At 36.4% G+C, this 19905-nt stretch carries 18 protein-coding genes and 1 riboswitch; of the genes, 12 read left to right on the plus strand and 6 right to left on the minus strand.

Features of this window, described 5'->3' with window-relative positions:
- Window positions 1–119 precede the first annotated feature (119 nt).
- Window positions 120–1997: a sensor domain-containing diguanylate cyclase gene (locus ABE34_RS22490; protein WP_197144668.1), complete on the plus strand. Its 1878-nt coding sequence runs from the start codon at window positions 120–122 to the stop codon at window positions 1995–1997.
- A 188-nt stretch (window positions 1998–2185) separates the two neighbouring features.
- On the opposite strand, the gene ABE34_RS22495 is transcribed toward ABE34_RS22490, so the two are convergent.
- Both ABE34_RS22495 and hisJ read right to left on the minus strand, forming a co-directional pair.
- Window positions 2186–2665 (minus strand): GAF domain-containing protein, encoded by a 480-nt coding sequence (locus tag ABE34_RS22495; protein ID WP_197144669.1) that lies wholly within the window; start codon window positions 2663–2665, stop codon window positions 2186–2188.
- A gap of 20 nt (window positions 2666–2685) precedes the next feature.
- Complete coding sequence (gene hisJ / locus ABE34_RS22500; protein WP_197144670.1) at window positions 2686–3483, minus strand: histidinol-phosphatase HisJ; 798 nt, start codon at window positions 3481–3483, stop codon at window positions 2686–2688.
- A 188-nt stretch (window positions 3484–3671) separates the two neighbouring features.
- On the opposite strand from hisJ, the gene ezrA reads away from it, so the two are divergent.
- The 5 genes from ezrA (at window position 3672) to ABE34_RS22525 (ending at window position 9366) form a co-directional block, all read left to right on the plus strand.
- Window positions 3672–5372 carry a septation ring formation regulator EzrA gene (gene ezrA / locus ABE34_RS22505; protein ID WP_197144671.1) on the plus strand — a complete coding sequence of 567 codons (1701 nt, stop codon included), beginning with the start codon at window positions 3672–3674 and terminating at the stop codon, window positions 5370–5372.
- A gap of 164 nt (window positions 5373–5536) precedes the next feature.
- On the plus strand, window positions 5537–6010 hold the full coding sequence (locus ABE34_RS22510; RefSeq protein ID WP_197144672.1) for a GNAT family N-acetyltransferase: 474 nt from the start codon (window positions 5537–5539) through the stop codon (window positions 6008–6010).
- A gap of 622 nt (window positions 6011–6632) precedes the next feature.
- On the plus strand, window positions 6633–7787 hold the full coding sequence (locus tag ABE34_RS22515) for a cysteine desulfurase family protein (protein ID WP_197144673.1): 1155 nt from the start codon (window positions 6633–6635) through the stop codon (window positions 7785–7787).
- Between the two features lie 2 nt (window positions 7788–7789).
- Window positions 7790–8998 (plus strand): tRNA uracil 4-sulfurtransferase ThiI, encoded by a 1209-nt coding sequence (gene thiI / locus ABE34_RS22520; RefSeq protein ID WP_197144674.1) that lies wholly within the window; start codon window positions 7790–7792, stop codon window positions 8996–8998.
- Between the two features lie 152 nt (window positions 8999–9150).
- Window positions 9151–9366 carry an alpha/beta-type small acid-soluble spore protein gene (locus ABE34_RS22525; RefSeq protein WP_079561613.1) on the plus strand — a complete coding sequence of 72 codons (216 nt, stop codon included), beginning with the start codon at window positions 9151–9153 and terminating at the stop codon, window positions 9364–9366.
- 136 nt (window positions 9367–9502) lie between these two features.
- On the opposite strand, the gene thiE is transcribed toward ABE34_RS22525, so the two are convergent.
- From thiE to thiM, 3 genes are read right to left on the minus strand one after another with little or no spacing between them, the layout of a single operon-like run.
- Window positions 9503–10135 (minus strand): thiamine phosphate synthase, encoded by a 633-nt coding sequence (thiE, locus tag ABE34_RS22530; RefSeq protein WP_197144675.1) that lies wholly within the window; start codon window positions 10133–10135, stop codon window positions 9503–9505.
- Complete coding sequence (thiD, locus tag ABE34_RS22535) at window positions 10125–10949, minus strand: bifunctional hydroxymethylpyrimidine kinase/phosphomethylpyrimidine kinase (RefSeq protein ID WP_197144676.1); 825 nt, start codon at window positions 10947–10949, stop codon at window positions 10125–10127. Before thiD ends, thiE begins: the two co-directional genes overlap by 11 nt.
- The gene (gene thiM, locus ABE34_RS22540; protein WP_197144677.1) at window positions 10949–11704 is read right to left on the minus strand and encodes a hydroxyethylthiazole kinase; all 756 of its coding nucleotides are present in this window, start codon (window positions 11702–11704) and stop codon (window positions 10949–10951) included. The genes thiD and thiM overlap by 1 nt, the downstream gene beginning before the upstream one ends.
- An 86-nt stretch (window positions 11705–11790) precedes the next feature.
- Window positions 11791–11889: riboswitch (TPP riboswitch) on the minus strand.
- Between the two features lie 244 nt (window positions 11890–12133).
- Here thiM and mbcS point away from each other — a divergent pair.
- The 5 genes from mbcS to ABE34_RS22565 all read left to right on the plus strand — a co-directional run bounded on the left by mbcS (window position 12134) and on the right by ABE34_RS22565 (window position 17332).
- Window positions 12134–13723, plus strand: a complete 1590-nt coding sequence (gene mbcS, locus ABE34_RS22545; RefSeq protein ID WP_197144678.1) for an acyl-CoA synthetase MbcS — start codon at window positions 12134–12136, stop codon at window positions 13721–13723.
- Between the two features lie 204 nt (window positions 13724–13927).
- Window positions 13928–14941, plus strand: coding sequence for a signal peptide peptidase SppA (gene sppA, locus ABE34_RS22550; RefSeq protein WP_197144679.1), 1014 nt, complete (start codon window positions 13928–13930; stop codon window positions 14939–14941).
- 12 nt (window positions 14942–14953) lie between these two features.
- Window positions 14954–15571, plus strand: coding sequence for an RDD family protein (locus tag ABE34_RS22555; RefSeq protein WP_197144680.1), 618 nt, complete (start codon window positions 14954–14956; stop codon window positions 15569–15571).
- 238 nt (window positions 15572–15809) lie between these two features.
- Window positions 15810–16313, plus strand: coding sequence for a thiol peroxidase (tpx, locus tag ABE34_RS22560; protein WP_197144681.1), 504 nt, complete (start codon window positions 15810–15812; stop codon window positions 16311–16313).
- A gap of 89 nt (window positions 16314–16402) precedes the next feature.
- On the plus strand, window positions 16403–17332 hold the full coding sequence (locus tag ABE34_RS22565) for a class I SAM-dependent methyltransferase (protein WP_197144682.1): 930 nt from the start codon (window positions 16403–16405) through the stop codon (window positions 17330–17332).
- Between the two features lie 163 nt (window positions 17333–17495).
- On the opposite strand, the gene ABE34_RS22570 is transcribed toward ABE34_RS22565, so the two are convergent.
- On the minus strand, window positions 17496–17945 hold the full coding sequence (locus ABE34_RS22570) for a universal stress protein (protein ID WP_079561606.1): 450 nt from the start codon (window positions 17943–17945) through the stop codon (window positions 17496–17498).
- A 437-nt stretch (window positions 17946–18382) separates the two neighbouring features.
- Between ABE34_RS22570 and ald the strand changes: the two genes are divergently transcribed.
- On the plus strand, window positions 18383–19498 hold the full coding sequence (gene ald / locus ABE34_RS22575; protein WP_197144683.1) for an alanine dehydrogenase: 1116 nt from the start codon (window positions 18383–18385) through the stop codon (window positions 19496–19498).
- The last annotated feature ends 407 nt before the right edge of the window (window positions 19499–19905 follow it).

Below are 19905 nucleotides of genomic sequence, written 5' to 3' on the forward strand. Positions count from 1 at the left end.
TGAGAGATGTAAAATGTAAAAGTAAAGTAGAATAACATAGTCAAAATGACACAAATTATGTATAATATACAATAAGTTAATAGTAATTGATTTGTACGTTATATAGAAAAGGTGATTTCATGACAGACCATTTACAAACGCTAAAATATATAAAATCAGATGTTTTGAGCATTTGGGTGAGTTCTAAAGAACAAACTGGTTTAAATGAGTATTTTCACCCATTGGAACAGTGTCTAAAGAAGCATTTTGGAATTGTGAATGTGACATTCCTCGTTTTTGAAGGTAATTCTTTAATACCTGTAGAAGAGATGGCTACTTTGACAATTGAAACGAAACTAAATGCTGTGTCATGGTTAATGATTGAAGCTAGTTTTTATCAACAGAAAATGGTAAAAATCCCTTATATATTAAAAGAAAAAGAAGCCTATTCGAAAATGACAGATATGGTTCTTTTCCAAGTAGAAGGCAAAAATCCAATAGGTGTGCTACTAGTAGAGGCAACAGATGCTTGGACAGACTTTATGACTTCTACTTACGGGGAAGAAAGTATAGAAACGCTTACCAAAGTTCTTCAGTTGATGAGAGAAAATTATGAAGTGAAAGTGAATGAAGATCAATATAGAAAATTGTATAATATGACAGATTTATTTCATTCAACAATGGATATTGATTTAATTTTAGAAAACGTCTTAAAAAATATTAAGGATAATTTCCCCGAATTTAATGTGGAGCTTATACTATCGAATGATCAAGACCGCCATACGACTATCGATATTAAGCTTTTTGATTACTTATCTGAAAGGCCTGCGACTATTGAGGCTTTTGTCTCAGGAGAGCTGACGACGGAGCTTGCTAGCGATTTGAATTGCCGAGTTTTAAACGCCCCTATTAAAGGAAGACAAGCTATTTATGGCATTTTACAAGTAAGCGCACCTACAACGTATCTTTTTTCGACGACTGAAAAAGATTTTGTACGAATGCTAGCGCAAACATCAGGAAATGCGCTCGAAAATGCAAAATTATATCATCAGTCACATCGCCTTGTGAGTGATTTGCAACTCATCAATGAAACATCGCATCGTTTAAATATGAGGATAGGCATTAATGAAATGTTACTTTTCCTTCAAAAGCAGTTAATGAAATCATTTCAACCAATGGAAGTTTGTTTCGCTTTTAAACATAATGACACATTTGAAGTGACGGATGCTAGTACGGCCTTATTTAATACAGAAAAGGGTCAAACATTTATAAAACATGTTGAACAACATTTTAAAAGTACCAACGATCCACTATTTATTGCAGATTTCAGCCGTTTAACCCCTACTCATATTGAATATCGTTCAATTATGGCAATCCCGATTTTAATGGAAGAAAAAATTAATGGCTTTAGTATTGTGTTACACAAGGAGCCATATTTCTTTTCGTTTGATAGCTTTAAGCTAATGCAATCATTAATTCATCACTCTTCTTTAGCAATTGCAAACTCAATATTACGACATCAACTCCAAGAAATGGTAGATTTAGACCATTTAACAAAACTGTATGCAAGAAGTTATTTAGACAAGTATGTAGAAAAGTCACTTATTAATGATCAATCAGGGATGTTCCTACTCATTGACATAGATAATTTCAAACGTGTGAATGATACGTATGGTCATCAAATTGGTGATAAGATTCTTATGCAAATTGCGGTGCAGTTAAAACAAATGATTGGAGCTCGTGGTATTTGTGCACGTTGGGGTGGAGAGGAAATGTCTGTGTATGTTCCGAATATTGATGAGAAAGAAGCAATTGAATTGGCTGAAGAAATTGTTGCAGTAATTCCAAATACAACAGATCCTCGAGTGACAATTTCAGCAGGTCTCATAACATGGGATGAATTGTATCGTCCAGCGTTCCAATCTGTTTTCCTACATGCAGATACAGCGCTATATGAAGCGAAAAATAGTGGTAAAAATCGATTTTGTATGCATGATCGACCGTATCAAATAAATTAATAACTTGCTCTTAAATTTAGGGATGACATCTCGGTGGAGGGTGAACAACTCTTTTTAGAATCGTGGCTCATCGGACGCCACAAGGAAAGTGCTCAGAATGAAAAATCGACTTCACGAAATAAAATGTCAGTCAACTTTTTACAATGAAATACCCTGAAATGATAATAAATCATTTCAGGGTATTTTTTTTATAAATGGGAAAGTAAGGTTTCTACGAATGGCTCCAATCCCTCTTGATCTTCCTTAGAAAAGCGATTAACGATTGGACTATCGATATCAAGAACACCGATGACTTCTCCTTCTTTTTTCAAGGGAATCACGATTTCGGATTGGGAAGCGGCGTCGCAAGCAATATGACCAGGGAATTCGTGTACGTCTTTTACGACCATTGTTTCTGCTTTACTTACTGCTGTTCCACATACACCACGTCCAATTGGTATTCTGACGCATGCAGGTAAGCCTTGGAATGGCCCTAATACAAGTTGCTCTCCTTGTAATACATAAAAACCAACCCAGTTAATGTTCGGTAGAAACTGATTTAGTAATGCAGAGGCGTTACTTAAATTAGCAATGCGATCACTTTCTCCTGTAAGTAGGGCATTTAATTGTTTGGCCAACGTAGTATATTGCTCGGCGATTGGCCCTTCATAATTGATTTGAGTAAACATAAAAGCACCTCGTTTGAAAGTTATTTTTTTGGATATATAACATTATAGTGTTGATGCAAATCAGCAACAGTATGAGCATCTGAACCGAAAACAACTGGAAGCCCAATAGATTTACTATAATCTATGAAGGAAAATGGTGGATAAGTTTCCTGACAATATGTTTTACTTAATCCAGCGCTATTTAAATCTAGCTCATAGCCTTCTTCCTTCATTACATCTAAAACTTTTCGAATCTGCGCAGAATCGTCAATCTTCTCCGTATGTGCTAATTGGAATTTGTGAATAAGTGAAGGGTGCCCAATGCGCTTAGGCTTGTATTGTCCTAAATCTGCTTTAATGGATTGTAGGACGGTATCGTAATATAAATTATACACTTGTTCAATAGAGCCGACTTTCTTTGAAAAAGCCATAAAACTTTCTGGAGAAAAGTCTATGCATTCAAAGGTATTGTCCCATTGTAAAAAATGAACTGATAAAATAGAGTCATCTAAAAAGTGTCCGTATGTATCAAGAAATTGACGAGTTTCTTGTTCAAAGCCTTGGATATAGTCGACCTCTAGACCTATATGTATGCGAATGTCTTGTGCGTACTCTTTTTGAAGGCGTTGTAAATCTTCAAAATAAGACATTAACAATTCTGGATTCATACCACTGTCTTGCTGTGGTGTAGGGTCTACAAAATTCGATGGTAATGGTGCATGTTCTGTAAAGCTAATATCTGTGAAATCATGAGAGATTGCTTTTTCTATATACTGCTTAAATGAATCAGAGGTACCATGTGGACAATATGGGCTATGAACATGGCCGTCACATTTCATAAATACCACTCCTTTATATTTTGGATAATACACTTATATTTGCGCATATTGTTCAAAAATTAAGTTATTGTTATTCTTAAAAGGCGTAATTACACAAAAAACACTCAAATTTTAGTACAAAAGGCGATAACATAGTATATAATAAATACAACTAGCCAATTCGTTTATTGTAGAATAGGAGGCTTACGATGGAGTATATCATCATTCCAGTTATCCTACTATTAATTTTAGCGATAGTAGGATTTATGATGCGACGAAAACATACAACAATCATTGCTAAACTTGAAAATGAAAAATCACAAATACAAAACAATCCCATAAATGAGGAAATTTCAAAAGTTAAATCTTTAAACATGAACGGTGAAACGGAAGAAATGTTTGAACGATGGCGTAATAGTTGGGATGAAGTCATCGATGTACATATGACAAAAATTGATTCACTTTTATTTGATGCAGAGGATCAAATCAATAGACTTCGTTTTAATAAAGCAACATTAATTGAACGTGAGATAGAAGATTACATTAAAAAGTGTGAGCAAGATAAAGATAAAATCTTAGAAGAACTAAATGAATTAATTGGCAGCGAAGAAAAAAATCGTATTGAAATTGAACAATTAAAAGAATACTATCGCTCTGCACGTAAAACATTGTTAGCGCACCAACATTCATTTGGGGTAGCATTACCTGCTCTGGAGAAAAAACTGGAGACGTTTGTTCAAAAGTTTGAGGAATTCGATGTGCTTACGAGCGAAGGGAATTATTTGCAGGCGAGGGAAATTGTTATTGGCTTGAACCAAGAGTCACAACAAACATTTGAATACATTAATGATGTCCCAACAATTTTGACTGAATTGCAAGTAAAGCTTCCAGGAGCGGTACAGGAATTACGAAGTGGCCAACGTGAAATGGAAGATCAATCCTATTATTTACAACATTTAGAGCTAACGGAAGAGCTTAATAAATATGAAGAAGAATTTGTAACATTAAAAAGTGAATTAGCAGAGCTTAACTTAAATGTTGTTAAACCACGTGTTACAGATATAAATGAAGAAATTGATCATTTTTATGATCTTCTTGAAAAAGAGGTTATTGCTAAAAATTATGTTGACCAAAATTGTGATCGTTTATTAAGTTCAATCACCAATGTTATTAGTTCAACAAAATTAGTAAGTGATGAAGCAGCCTTTGTGCAGCAAAGTTATCGCTTAAATGAAAAAGATGCTGAAATTCCAAAAGCTGCATTAAAGCAATTAGAAGCTTTACAACGTCGCTATGACTTATTGGCGATGCGTGTTAGAGAGGAAAAATCTGCATATTCAAGTTTGCAAGAAGAATTGATTGAAATTAGCGATGAGCTAGAACGGATTCATGAGGAGCAAGGTCATTTGTCAAATACGATGAAGAAGCTACGAATTGATGAAAATAAGGCTCGCATGCAAGTAGAAAGCTTAAAGAAAACATTACAAGAAACAGATCGTCTATTGAATAAGGCTAATATTCCGGGTATCCCTGAAGAGATGGATGCCCGTCTAGATGAGGCAGCAGAGCATATTTATTTAGTTATGCAAAGCCTGCAAGAGGTGCCTCTCAACATGGGAACAGTTCATAATAATTTAAATGCCGCGACACTTTGTGTAGAAGATGTAAAAGCGAAGTCGCATGAATTAATTGAAAATGTAATGCTGATTGAGCGCATTATTCAATACGGTAATCGTCATCGTGCAACAAATCCAAAGTTGAATTCTCGTTTAAAAGAAGCAGAAGGATCTTTCAATCAATTCCGTTATTCCAAAGCATTAGAAGAGGCTGGAACAGCAGTTGAAGAAATGGAGCCAGGTGCTTTAAAGCGAATTCAAGAACTTGTGGCAGAAGAAACAATGTCAAAATAGTCAAGTATAATAAGAAATTACAGCAGCTGTCTAAAAGGTATAGTTATTACTTTTTAGACAGCTTTTTATTAAGATGTGAAGTAAGCGCCCAGCCGGAACGAAAATCAGCCCTCGCTATGGAACATCAATTGAGGCGGGAATGATGAAAAATAGAGGTGTTCAACATGCAATTTTATAGTCGGGACATGAATGAAATGCATGCGACTGATATATTAAATTGGAAATATGAAGAACCATATGATTTTTACAACAATGAACTTTGCGACGAATCTCTAAAAGAATTTCTTGAAAGTCCGTATTATTCTATTGTCAATGAACAAGAAGAGCTAGTCGGTTTTTTCTGTACAGGAACATCTGCACAAGTACCTAAAGGACATGACTATGGTGCATATATAGACGAATGCATTGATATTGGAATAGGAATGAAGCCCGAGTTAACAGGAAAAGGTTATGGTGCAGAGTTTTTTTCATTTGTTTTAAATCATCTACAAAACCTACAACAAGAAAAAAATGGTCCTCTTCGTTTAACAGTAGCTACCTTTAATACAAGAGCCATTCACCTATATGAAAAATTAGGCTTTAATAAAGTTATGGATTTCACTGCTTCAACTGAATTTATAACGATGAAGAAAGTTTAATGAATCAACTAGTCAATTAAGAAATATTTTTAGGATTGTTTTTCTTTCTTGAACTACTAGTGTGAATTTGGCTTACAAAATAGGTAAATATAGCAGCGTTAGCTTTTACTGTAAGTAGAGGATGACATTAAAAAAACGTATGCTATGTGTATAAGTTGATCTTCGTTAGTTACGACTGGGCGACTCCTCGGAGATTAGCGATAGAGGAACGAAGGCTAAAACCATCACATCCTGTGATAACGCCTTCGTGACCAACATCGTGCTGTTGCCGCTGCCGCTACGTTTAACTCACGCTTTCGCGCAAAAGACATCTGTTGGCCCGAGACCCTGCAGCGAAGCGGCTCATCGAACGCCCCAGGAAAGCGCCCAGTCGTAACGGAAATCACTACACATTATGGTGATGAGCCTAACAATACAGAAATCAATTTTTTTTTGCTTAATTTTAGTTAGAAACGTTCATAGCAAGTCTTTAAGATGCCACTCTATAAAGGGTGGTTTTTCACATTAAAAGTAAACAATTAAGTGATAAAATTAGGATAATTGTTAAAGTTAGTAGTCAATCGCTGAAGATTGCGTTATGATAAATACCGTTAAATCAACGTTTTGAAAGTGTGTGAATATAATGGAAGTTAATACAATTTATTTAGACAACAGTGCAACAACTAAACCTATAAAAGAGGTTATGCAAGCATTTATGGTAGTGAATGAGCAGTATTATGCCAATCCTGCTTCCATTCATGCAATGGGTGTTGAATCAAACGAATTATTAATGCGTGCACGTGAGCAAGTAGCAGATATTTTGCATACAGAAGCAAAAAATGTGCTATTTACATCAGGTGGTACTGAATCCAATAACACGGCAATATTTGGTTTAGCACGTAGCAACACACATAAAGGAAACCATATTTTAACAACTGAAATTGAACATCCATCTGTCCTAGAATCTGTGAAGCAACTTGAGCAAGACGGTTTTGATGTGGAATACTTACAAGTAGATGAAAACGGAGTTATTTCTTTAGAGGAGCTTCGCACAAAAGTGCGGAAGGATACCATTTTAGTCAGTATGATGCATGTAAATAATGAAATGGGCGCAATCCAACCGATTTTTGAAGCTGCAAAAATTATTCATGAATCGAGTCGTGCAGCTTTTCACGTTGACGCTATACAAAGCTTCGGGAAGTTGCCGATATCATTTAACGATGACAAGGGTCCAGACTGTATTTCGATTTCTGGTCATAAAATTCATGGCTTTAAAGGTTCAGGTGTACTTGCATTCCGTAAAAAAATGAAATGGCAACCGTATGCACTTGGAGGAGGGCAGGAATTTGGTTTACGTAGCGGAACAGTAGCTGTACCGCAAGCTGTAGCCTTGTCAAAAGCAGCACGAATAGCGATAGAGACGATGAATGACCGTGCCAAAAAGTATCGTCAATGGTATGAAGAAATATGCACTCAATTACGTGGATATGGAGATGAAGTGCATATTTTATCAACACCAAAAGGAGCAGCACATATTTTATCTTTTAGTATTCGCGACTTAAAAGGTGAAGTCATTATCAATGCATTGCAAAAACGCAATGTAATTGTATCGACATCGAGCGCATGTTCATCGAAACAGACAAAAACAAGTCATGTTGTTGAAGCTCTAAAAATCGATGAGCATTTTAAAAATGGTGTTATTCGTATAAGTTTTGGCGCGCATGTAACAAATGAAGATATTGTAAAGTTTAAACAAGTATTAGATGAAGTATTGACGGAACTTAAAGGAGAATTTTAAAAATGATTTGGAAAGAAATTTTAATTCGATATGGAGAGCTTTCTACAAAAGGCCGCAACAAGATGGATTTTATTCGTCGTTTACGAGAGAACATTCGTCATGCGTTTGCGGATTTAGGACATTTACACATTCGCACAGAGCGTGATCGTATGTTTATAGCTATTCAAGATGAAGCACAAATGGACGTACTATTAAAAGGTTTACCTAAAATTTTTGGTATTCAATCATTTAGTCCTGTGGCTGCATGTGAAAAAGATATCGAAGCCATGAAAAAACTTGCCATAACAATTATGGATACATTTAAAAATGAGCAGCTTACATTTAAAGTAGAAGTAAAGCGCACAGATAAAACATTCCCGTTAGAATCACATGCCATTCAACGCGAAATTGGTGGTCATGTATTACCACAATATCAAAATTTATCAGTAAAGGTGAAGAAGCCTGATATCGAACTTCGTGTAGAGGTGCGTCATGATGCAACATATATGATGGCACAAGTTATTCCGGGTGCAGGTGGTATGCCTGTAGGCTCGAATGGTAAATCTTTATTAATGCTTTCAGGTGGTATCGATAGTCCAGTTGCCGGTTATTTAATGATGAAACGAGGAGTGCGCTTAGAAGCGATACACTTCTTTAGCCCACCATACACAAGCCAAAATTCATTGGAAAAAGTAAAGGTACTTGCTAATGAATTAACGAAATTCGGTGCGAGTATACGTTTACACGTTATTCCTTTCACTGAAATTCAAGTTCTTATTAAAGAAAAAGTACCATCTAATGTATCGATGACAACTACTCGTCGTATGATGCTAAAAGTTGCTGACAAAGTACGTGAAGACATTGGCGCACTAGCTATTGTTACAGGTGAAAGTCTTGGGCAAGTAGCGAGTCAAACTCTTGAAAGCCTAACAGCTATTAATGCAGTAACGAACACACCGATTTTACGTCCATTAATCTCATCAGATAAATTAGAAATTATCGATATTGCAGAGAAAATTGGCACATACGAAACGTCTATTCAGCCATTTGAAGACTGCTGTACAATTTTTACTCCTGCAAGTCCAAAAACAAAGCCAAAGCTTGAAAAGGTTGAGCATTACGAAAGCTTCTCGGATTTTGATGAACTCATCGAACGAGCAGTGAAAAACCGTGAAGTTTACATTTTCCCGAAAAAAGAACAAGAAGCCGATAAATTTGCGGATCTTCTATAGAAGAAACTTGCGAATTCATAAGAGCCGACTCAAAAGTACATTTTGAGTCGGTTTTTTAGTCCATTTCCTTCTGAGGTACAATTTACCTAAAATATTTTTGTATTAAAAATTTAAAATCGCACATTCTATATTCACAAGGAGGTGAGAAACACATGGCAAACAACAACAACCGCAGTTCAAATCAACTTGCTGTACCTGGTGTAGAGCGCGCACTTGATCAAATGAAATACGAAATTGCACAAGAATTTGGTGTTCAATTAGGAGCTGACGCTTCAGCTCGTGCTAACGGTTCCGTTGGCGGTGAAATCACTAAACGTCTTGTACAAATGGCAGAATCTCAATTAAAAGGCATGCCGAACAACCAATAATTGCTTAATTAGCAATTATTAAAATTAAAACCAGTGACCGTAAAAGGCACTGGTTTTAGTTTGTTTAAAATGTTTATTTTTTATCCCAAGTAATTTAAAAACCAATTGAAAGACGCACACTAATTAAAGTTTGAATTTATCCTACAAATGCTTTAAATGTAGAGACTGTATTCGAAATATCCTCACTTTCGCAAATTGCGGAAATAACTGCTATTCCGTCTGAACCTGCATTAAATACCGTATGTGCATTCGAACAGTTTATACCTCCAATTGCAACGATAGGTAGCTCTGGATATTGTCCGCGAACTTGCTGTAAAAATTCAGTTCCACTAGGCGGTTTGGCGTCACTTTTAGAAGTAGTTGAAAAAATTGGGCCTATTCCTACATAGTCAGCACCATATTGTAAAGCAGTTTTTAATTCCGCTTGTGAATGAACAGAAACACCTAGTATCATGTTGCCAATCTTTCCGCGTACCATTGACACAGGGAAATCATCTTGGCCAATATGAACACCATCTGCTCTAAGTTTTATAGCTAGCTCTACATCATCATTAATAATAAACGGAACATGATACTGTTGACATAGCTTTTGACATTTACGAGCAAAATTTTCATAAGCTAGTCCAGTAAGGGTATTTGGCCCTTTTTCACGGTATTGAAACATAGTAATTCCGGATTGGAGAGCTTTTTCTAATACGATTATTGGCTCCTGATTGAAAACATTACCTGTACCCATAATAAAATATAGCTGTAAATCGTCACGATTCATGAATAATCACCTCGCAGGATTCCTTATACTGTTGATAAGCAAAATGATTTGTTGGACCATGGCCATTCCCAATAGATAAATCATGAGTTATTGCTAATTGAATAAAATTTTTAGCTTCCTCTATTGCCTTTTCTATAGGTAGCCCAAGACCAAGAAAAGCAGTTAATGCAGCAGAAAATGTACAGCCTGTACCATGCGTGTTTTTTGTTGCAATACGAGTAGATTGCATAGAAAATGATCGCCCATCTTTTAAAAATACATAATCAGTAGCATGACATTTATCCTCTAAATGACCGCCCTTCATAACGACGCATTGAACACCTGTCTGTAATAAGATCTGGGCTACTTCTTTAATATCTGCTGTAGAATTAATTTTTCTTCCAGAAAGGGTTTCGGCCTCAGGAATGTTTGGTGTTACAATTGTTGCTAAAGGTAGCAAATAATTTCGTAATGCCTCAATTGCTTCTTGCTGTAATAAGCTCTCGCCACCTTTTGCAATCATAACAGGATCTACAATAAGTGGAATATTTACTTCGGCTAAAATATGTGCAATTGATTGGATGATGTCGGAGGAAAACAACATTCCTGTTTTAATAGCACTAATTGAAAAATCCTCGATTAGCGCTTTCAGTTGTTTTTCAACAAAGCTCACTTCAATTGGTAAAACATCCGATACACCCAAAGTATTCTGAGCCGTTAAAGCTGTAATGACAGACGTTCCAAATACTTTTAATTCCTGGAATGTTTTTAAATCAGCTTGTATACCTGCACCGCCGCCACTATCTGAACCGGCAATTGTCGTTACAATATGCATTATTCTTCACCTTCCTTTGAAAGGCGATGTAGTTCATTCAATACAGCAATTTGAAAATCGCCAATGAGTCGAGTAGAAGAAGCGGCTTTTTCTGCTAGTTTTTTATAAAGCGATAATGTTTCTAATAATTGGTCAAATGGTTGATCTCCTGCTGTGATGGAGGCACAACATAGTGCACTCAATAAGCAACCTGTTCCAGTAACTTCTGTCATTTGCGAATTTCCACCCGTAACCCATTGCTGATGTTTGCCGTCAGTAATAAAATCCTTTTCACCGGTCACAATAACAATACAATTGAAACGTTGAGCTATTTTCTGTGCCTCTAGCTCTAAAGAAATAGAACCATTACCACTATCTACGCCTTTTTGTTGCCAGTCTACATTCGCAATTGCTGCAAGCTCTCCGATATTACAGCGAATTGCCGCAAATTTTATTTCCGCCAATAATTGCTGTACCGTTTGTTTCCGGTAAGTCGTTGCACCTGCTGCAACAGGATCTAAAACAACCGGAATGCCAAGAACATTTGCTTTTTTCCCTGCAAGTAACATGGATTCTTTCATTCGCTCATTAAGGGTCCCAATATTGATCAATAAGCCTGAGGCGATTGTGACCATTTCTTCAACCTCATGACAGTCATCAGCCATGACTGGAGAAGCGCCTATTGCTAATAAGCCATTTGCTTGGAAATTAGCAACAACATAATTCGTTATGCAATGAATAAGTGGATTTTGTTTACGGATCGTTTTGAATATCAATTTAAGTCCTCCTCGTTGGATGGACGTAAGCGTGCAAAAAAGGCCCTTTTTCGTGCAAAAAACACGTAAAAGAGCCTTTCATCAGTAAGTCGATGTGAATTGCTCCCTACGTCAGTATTAACTAACAGGTTCAAAGGGTCAGGTTTTACCTTCTCAACTCTAGATGAGTCCCCCTGCAATTATGCTTTTAGTTGACCAAAATGTACCATATTATTCATTCGCGTTCAATAGGGAGTTTTTTTATTATCATTCAGCAATTTTGTGCGAAAGCGACAATTACGCCAATTTGAAATGAATAGAAGCAATACGTGACTGATGCCATATAGCGGAGCATGATAGTTGTCACGACTTTAATGAATTAGAGTGAATTCCATTGAAAATGATAAAAATTGAGTTTTATAATGGGCGTAACAAAAGGGGGCAACTGCCATGAAAAGAGAAGATTTAATCGCACCAGAATGGTATAACATTTCAGAGGAAATTGAAAAGTATGCACAGGATCCTACCAAAAATGCATTATTAGTTTATAGCGAAGACGAGGGAATTCAGTACTTAACATATACAACTTTACTTGAAAAGGCGAATCAGGCAGCACATGTATTTACCTCCCAAGGTTTAATAAAAGGCGATGTTATTTTAGTCATGGTACCGAGATCAGTGGAAGCGTATATCGTGTATATTGCAGCTTTGAAGGTAGGTTTAACTATTATACCTAGTTCAGAAATGCTGAGAACTAAAGATATTGAATATCGAATCAATCATGCCGATGCAAAAGGAGTTGTTGCATTTGAGCCTTATATTGAACAATTTGATAGTGTGGAAAATTTACAAGCAATAAAGCAATTTGTCATTGGTCATGCACATGAACCTTGGCAACCGTTGCTTGAAAAAATGCATAGCCAACCAACATCTTATATAAGCTCTACTCCGACTAAGAGTACAGACATTGCATTTTTAGCATATACAAGTGGTACAACAGGCAATCCAAAGGCAGCGGTACATACACATAGCTGGGGTTACGCACACTTGCGAACTACTGCTCCAAATTGGTTAGGTGTTCAAGAGGGTGACATTGTTTGGGCAACAGCAGCTCCAGGCTGGCAAAAATGGATTTGGAGTCCGTTCCTCGCTACTTTAGGAAGTGGTGCAACAGCATTTGTTTACAAAGGTCATTTTGATGCGGCAACTTACTTTACACTGATTGAAAAATTCAATATTAATATTTTATGTTGCACACCAACCGAATATCGATTTATGGCGAGTCTTGAAAATTTACAAGATTTTAATGTAAGTACAATACGTCAGGCTGTGTCAGCGGGTGAACCTTTAAATAGTGAAGTGATAAAAGTATTTTCCGAAGTTTATAATTTACAAGTACGAGATGGCTATGGACAAACAGAGAATACATTACTTGTTGGTACAATGGTAGGGATGGAGTCTAGAATGGGATCAATGGGCAAACCTACTCCGGGTAATACTGTTGAAATTATAAATGATATTGGAAATCCTGTTGCGGTTGGGGAAATTGGAGATATTGCTGTACACTGTGAAACGCCCGCGTTATTTAAAAAATATTTAAACGATCCAGAACGGACAAATTTACAATTTAGAGGCGATTGGTATATTACCGGAGATCGTGCATACAAAGATAATGATGGTTATTTTTGGTTTGAAGGACGTGGGGATGATGTCATTATTTCGTCTGGGTATACGATTGGCCCATTTGAGGTAGAAGATGCGTTGTTGAAGCATCCTGCAGTGAAAGAAACTGCCGTTGTTGCAAGTCCAGATGAGATTCGTGGAAATCTCGTGAAGGCGTTTGTTGTGCTCTGTGAAGGAGAAGTTGGTAATGAAACACTTATAAAAAAATTACAAAGCCATGTAAAAACTTTAACAGCCCCATATAAATATCCTCGTGCGATTGAGTTTGTTACTGAGCTGCCAAAGACCTCATCAGGCAAAATTCGACGTGTCGAATTACGAGAGCAAGAAAAAATCCATTCTGTCATTCATCATTAATTTCCTAGGAAATAATGTCGAAAATCAAAGTTCCTGCTTTTTTATGAACTTTGATTTTTTTTAAAATATTAGGTAATGTATTATAGGTTGAATAAGTTAAAGCTTTTGCAAAGTGTTGGAGACCAACTTCGTAATATGGAGATAAGCCATATTATTGCAATAAGTATGAAACAAATTAGGATATTCATGAGGAGGCAGAAAAATATGAATGGTAAAAGGTGGGCTGCTTTAATAATTGCAGGTGTGCTATTAGTGTTTTCATTAGGAATGAACATTATTTTTGCAATATTTAAATCAGATTTCTTTAGCGGTTTTGATAGCTTGGTTGCTGGAGATGACTTGTCGGTAATAGAAGAGGTAAAAGAAAGCGGCAATATGGATAAACGTATTGCATATTTAAAGGTTGATGGTACTATTCAAGATGTTGGATCAAGTACATTATGGGAAACAATTACTTATGATCATCAATTTTTCTTAAATCAATTAGATAGTATTTTATATGATGAGACTGTGGAAGGTATCGTCTTAAGTGTTAATACACCAGGTGGCGGTGTCAAGGAATCAGCAGAAATATATAAAAAGCTGTTGAAAATTAAAGAAGAGCGACAAATTCCAATCTATGTATCTATGGATTCGATGGCAGCTTCAGGTGGTTATTATATTTCAGCACCTGCAGATAAAATTTTTGCGCAACGTGATACAATTACAGGTTCGATTGGTGTCATTATGCAATCTATTAATTATCAGGCGTTAGCAGAAAAAGTTGGTGTGAAATATGAAACGTTTAAATCTGGTGAACATAAGGATATGCTTAGTCCAATGCGTGAAGTGACACCGGAAGAGCGTGCTATGATGCAAGACATGATTAATGAAACGTATCAAGAATTCGTTAGTATTGTTGCAAATGGACGAAATATGTCTGAACCAGATGTGAAAAAAGTGGCCGATGGTCGAATTCTTAGTGGTAAGAAGGCCCTTGAAGCAGGCTTAGTTGATGAGATTGGTGATGAGGAAGCAACAATTACTGCATTGCGTAAAGACTTTGGTTTAGAGGACGCAGAATTATTCGAGTATTCATATGATGAGGGTGGCTGGAAATCATATGTTGGGATGAAAGTTGGATCCATATTTGGTCCATCAGCAGAGGAAAAAATGCTGATGAAAATTATGGCAGACTATAAAGCACCTAAAATGATGTACTTATATGGCGAATACTAAGGAGGGAGTACAATGACAAACAATGAAATTGTTATGCAAGGGTCACCCTCTATGGAGAATGCTCACCTAATGGATGAGCCAATTACGAATAAGCTTTATGCATTAAAAACGGCAGGCTTTTGGATACGTTTTTGGGCATTTATAATAGACGGATTAATTATTTCAGCAGTAGGTGGAATTTTCGTTAACCCAATTTTTTATTTAATGGATTGGTCATTATCTGAAAAAGTGTGGTATGCACCGATGTCGATTATATCCGCTATTCTCTACTACAGTTATTTCGTATTAATGACGAGGTTTTTTGGGCAAACATTAGGGAAAATGATATTTGGATTACGTGTTATTTCATTAAAGCATGAGAATCTATCTTGGTCAGACGTATTATTCCGTGATTGGATCGGGCGCATCATCAACACCGTTTTTATGCCTCTTTATATTCTTGTAGGCATCTTACCGAACAATCAAGGGTTACACGATTACTTCGCGGATACAACAGTCGTTCATGAAAAAATATATATAGAAAAAAATATTGTGGAACCTCCTTTGCCAATCAAAGAGGAAAAGACTGAACCTGTATCTCTAGAGGAAAAAACAGAACCTGAAAAGCTAGACGAAAAAAACGAAGAATAATGGCTAGAGCTGTCTCATTGCAGAGACAGCTCTTTATTTCGGGTGATTCATCATTAGTTAGTTGGGAAATCACCCCTGCATTATGGTGATGAACTTGGAAAAAGGTGCAACGTTAAATAAACATGGCTGAATAGGTGTGAAAGATTTTTCAAAACTATTTTTGATAAGCTGTCTCAGTTGCAATTAATTCCCTCCATTTAGTAATATTAAGTACATATGATGATTAGGAGGCGTTTACATGGCACAAGTAACATTTAAAAATGGTCCAGTAACACTTGTAGGGAACGAAGTAAAGGTTGGAGATCAAGCACCAGATTTCACTATATTAGCGAATGACCTGTCACCTGTTACATTAAAAGATTCAGAGGGGAAAATTCGTTTATTTAGCGTGGTACCATCATTGGATACTGGTGTATGCGATGCGCAAACACGTCGTTTTAATGAAGCAGCAGCTGGCTTAGGTGATAATGTAGTAATCTATACAGTATCTGTTGACCTTCCATTCGCTCAAAAACGTTGGTGTGGTGCAGCGGGTATTGATGCTGTACAAACAGTTTCAGATCACCGTGACCTGTCATTTGGTGAAGCATATGGTGTCTATATTCAAGAGTTACGTCTTCTAACACGTGCAGTATTTGTTGTGGATGCAAATGACAAAGTGACATATGTGGAGTATGTTCCAGAAGCAACAGACCATCCAAACTATGAAGCGGCAATTGCAGCTGTCAAAGCACTAGCATAATTTATTGATTTTAGGCTAAGATATTACTAGACAAAGGGGCTGTGACAGTTTTTGTCACGGCTCTTTTCTGCGTGAAAGGAAGTTGTTGTATGGAAAACATCGAGAAGATATTTGGTATGCTAAATGAACATGCTGAAAAGATAGAAAAAGAACATAATATTACATTGCTAGAGGGTATTCTAGATGGCTTAGAGGCATGGCTAGATGGGGAAGTTGATTTTTCACAAGAAGGTGCTACAAAGGAAGATGTGCGCAAAGCGATTCAAATTGCTGTTTTAAAGGGAATGCGAAAAGGCTCTCAGCCGAATCATCAGATGACACCAGATACTCTTGGATTATTAGTTGGTTATTTTGTGGAGCAACTATTTGCAGATCGTCTAAAAACCGAAAAAATTTCGATTTTAGATCCAGCAGTAGGTACAGGGAATTTACTCTTAACAGTTATGAACTTATTAGACGAGAAAATAGAGGCAACAGGTGTAGAGGTTGATGAACTACTTATTCGTATAGCTGCTGCTACAGCTGATTTGACAGAGCAGCCTGCTTCTTTATACCGTCAAGATGCGTTACAAGATTTATTAGTAAGTCCTGCAGATGCTATTGTTTGTGATTTACCAGTGGGATATTATCCGAATGAAGATATCGCATTAGACTATGAGCTGTGCCCTTCAGAAGGATTGAGCTATGCGCATCATTTATTTATTGAGCAATCCATTAACTATACGAAGGATGGAGGCTATTTATTTTTCCTTGCACCAACGCATCTCTTTGAATCTGAGCAATCGAAACAACTGCATAAATACATTCAAAAGCATGCTTGGATTCAAGCAATTATTCAATTGCCAGATACAATGTTCGCCAATAAAGCACTAGAAAAGAGCATTGTCATTTTACAAAAGCAAGGTAAGGATTTCAAAGCGCCAAAAGAGGTGCTATTAGCAAAAGTACCAAATATGCAAAATAAACAAGCTCTAGCTATGTTCTTTGAAAAAGTGAAGATGTGGCAAGAAGGAAAATAAGTAAAAAAGGTATCCGAAATTGGATACCTTTTGGTTTAATGTATCGATGAACAACTGTTGATTTTCACCATGAGTTTCCCAGAGAGCCATACTTATTTAATAAGAACTTTAATACAACAAGAAAAAGGTATCCAATATTGGATACCTTTTATGTAATACAAAATTAATTTTCAGGTGTGCGGATAACAAGTACGTCACATTTAGCTGAACGTACAATCGCTTCAGATACTGAACCGATTAGGAAGCGTTCTACTGCATTTAGACCAGTTGCACCACAGATGATTAAGTCTGCGTCTACAATTTTAGAAAGCTCTTTTGTAATGATATTTTTTGGTGAGCCATATTCAATTACAAGGTTAATATTTGTTAAGCCTTCTTCTTCAGCTTGCTTTTTATAACCATTTAGTAGCTCTTCAGAGAATGCTTGAGCACGCTCTGCAATCGAACGGTCATATGCTTCAATAGCAGCGAAAGAACGTGTATCAATAACATTTACTAAATTTAATACAGCACCATCGTTACGTTTTGCTACGTCAATTGATTTACGGAAAGCGTATTCAGCTTCCTTCGAACCGTCTACTGCAACTACAATGCTTTTATATTTATTAGCCATTTGTATTACCTCCCTGATTTGTATATGTTGATTATACCAAATGATTTTCTAAAGGAAATACTTTCCGGAAGAAAAAATGTGAAAAAATGAAGACGTTTACAGTGATTCTGTTTATCATCATAACATAGGGGATTAACATTCTACTAAGGTGCTGCGAACTCCAAGGAGCTGTACAACCTTCACGCCTATCAACTAATAAAAGGCATATGTTTTAATAAATGTCATCCTGGAAGAAAGGTAATTGTCGGAAAATTACCACTTTATTAGTTTGAATATTTAGCATTATAAAAATATTATTAATTTTATCTATTATTATTTTAATTAAAGCATTTTTTGTTTATGTTTGGTAATATGGAAATGCAAGGGGTGCATCAATACATCGAAGAGTATGTAACAAAATGTGCTTATTTTTTAGGTAATGGAAGGGGATAGGGAAGATGAAGATTGGTATTCCAAAAGAGATTAAAAACAATGAAAATCGTGTAGCTATGACACCAGCAGGGGTTGTTACATTAACAAATTCAGGTCATGAAGTGTTCATTGAAACTGGAGCAGGTTTAGGCTCAAGCTTTACAGATGCAGACTACGTTGCTGCAGGCGCTCATATTGTTGATACGGCAAAAGAAGCATGGGCGCAAGAAATGATTATGAAAGTAAAAGAACCTGTAGCGTCAGAATACGATTACTTCTATGAAGGTCAAATCTTATTTACTTATTTACATTTAGCGCCAGAGCTTGAATTAACGCAGGCACTTTTAAATAAAAAAGTTGTAGGCATTGCTTATGAAACTGTGCAATTAACAAATGGTTCTTTACCGCTTTTGACACCAATGAGTGAAGTTGCTGGTAAAATGGCAACGCAAATTGGTGCACAATTCTTAGAGAAAAACCATGAAGGTAAAGGTATTTTACTAGGCGGCGTATCAGGTGTACCACGTGGTAAAGTTACAGTGATCGGTGGCGGTATAGCTGGAACAAATGCGGCGAAAATAGCTGTCGGAATGGGTGCTGATGTAACGGTTATTGATTTAAGCCCAGAGCGTTTACGTCAATTAGAAGATTTATTTGGCCGTGATGTTCAAACATTAATGTCCAATCCTTATAATATTGCAGAATCAGTGAAAAACTCAGATTTAGTAGTTGGAGCTGTTTTAATCCCTGGAGCGAAAGCACCAAAGCTAGTTTCTGAGGAAATGATTCAGTCAATGCAACCAGGCTCAGTAGTAGTCGATATTGCTATTGACCAAGGTGGTATTTTTGAGTCATCTGATCGAGTGACGACACATGATAATCCAACTTATGTAAAACATGGAGTTGTGCATTATGCAGTAGCGAATATGCCAGGAGCTGTTCCACGTACATCAACAATTGCTTTAACAAATAATACAATTCCTTATGCACTTCAAATTGCTAATAAGGGTTATAGACAAGCATGTGTTGAAAACGCTGCATTGAAACTAGGTGTTAATACTATTGATGGACATCTTGTTTACAAGGCTGTTGCAGATTCGCAAGGTTTACCATATGTAAATGTTGATGAATTAATTCAATAAGTAACATAACAAAAGGAAGCACCGTGTTTATGGTTGCTTCCTTTTATGTTGTTGAAAAACTATTATGGCAATGAAATTCATTAAATAAAGTAAGCTCTTCGGCAAAAAGAGGGTTGATTTCCGTTCCGATTAGGCGACATAAAAAGAGTAAAGGATTCACGCACAGTTTTGTGTATGAATCCTTTTTTTGCACTTTGGCGAGTGGATGTCGATAAAACGTAAAAGTGTTTCGATAAAACGTGAAAAAGTTTCGATAAAACATAAAAATGTTTCGATAAAACGTAAAAGTTGGATGACATTTTGTTAAATCGTATGTCATGTGGAACGGAAATCAACCCTTTGCAGAAGAGCTATACTTTATAGTAAAAAAGGAAGCACCATGTTGGTTGTTTCCTTTTTCTATATGA

Source organism: Lysinibacillus sphaericus, assembly GCF_015844675.1.
GTDB classification, from domain to species: Bacteria; Bacillota; Bacilli; order Bacillales_A; family Planococcaceae; genus Lysinibacillus; species Lysinibacillus sphaericus_E.

Bases quoted from the DNA above. Each gene is read 5' to 3' on its own strand.
- ABE34_RS22565 (WP_197144682.1), top strand. From the start codon at position 16,403: ATGGAAAACATCGAGAAGATATTTGGTATGCTAAATGAACATGCTGAA.
- ABE34_RS22570 (WP_079561606.1), bottom strand. From the start codon at position 17,945: ATGGCTAATAAATATAAAAGCATTGTAGTTGCAGTAGACGGTTCGAAG.
- mbcS (WP_197144678.1), top strand. From the start codon at position 12,134: ATGAAAAGAGAAGATTTAATCGCACCAGAATGGTATAACATTTCAGAG.
- thiD (WP_197144676.1), bottom strand. From the start codon at position 10,949: ATGCATATTGTAACGACAATTGCCGGTTCAGATAGTGGCGGCGGTGCA.
- ABE34_RS22490 (WP_197144668.1), top strand. From the start codon at position 120: ATGACAGACCATTTACAAACGCTAAAATATATAAAATCAGATGTTTTG.
- ABE34_RS22525 (WP_079561613.1), top strand. From the start codon at position 9,151: ATGGCAAACAACAACAACCGCAGTTCAAATCAACTTGCTGTACCTGGT.
- ABE34_RS22555 (WP_197144680.1), top strand. From the start codon at position 14,954: ATGACAAACAATGAAATTGTTATGCAAGGGTCACCCTCTATGGAGAAT.
- thiI (WP_197144674.1), top strand. From the start codon at position 7,790: ATGATTTGGAAAGAAATTTTAATTCGATATGGAGAGCTTTCTACAAAA.
- ABE34_RS22510 (WP_197144672.1), top strand. From the start codon at position 5,537: ATGCAATTTTATAGTCGGGACATGAATGAAATGCATGCGACTGATATA.
- ABE34_RS22495 (WP_197144669.1), bottom strand. From the start codon at position 2,665: ATGTTTACTCAAATCAATTATGAAGGGCCAATCGCCGAGCAATATACT.
- ald (WP_197144683.1), top strand. From the start codon at position 18,383: ATGAAGATTGGTATTCCAAAAGAGATTAAAAACAATGAAAATCGTGTA.
- ABE34_RS22515 (WP_197144673.1), top strand. From the start codon at position 6,633: ATGGAAGTTAATACAATTTATTTAGACAACAGTGCAACAACTAAACCT.
- hisJ (WP_197144670.1), bottom strand. From the start codon at position 3,483: ATGAAATGTGACGGCCATGTTCATAGCCCATATTGTCCACATGGTACC.
- thiE (WP_197144675.1), bottom strand. From the start codon at position 10,135: ATGAATCGTGACGATTTACAGCTATATTTTATTATGGGTACAGGTAAT.
- tpx (WP_197144681.1), top strand. From the start codon at position 15,810: ATGGCACAAGTAACATTTAAAAATGGTCCAGTAACACTTGTAGGGAAC.
- ezrA (WP_197144671.1), top strand. From the start codon at position 3,672: ATGGAGTATATCATCATTCCAGTTATCCTACTATTAATTTTAGCGATA.
- sppA (WP_197144679.1), top strand. From the start codon at position 13,928: ATGAATGGTAAAAGGTGGGCTGCTTTAATAATTGCAGGTGTGCTATTA.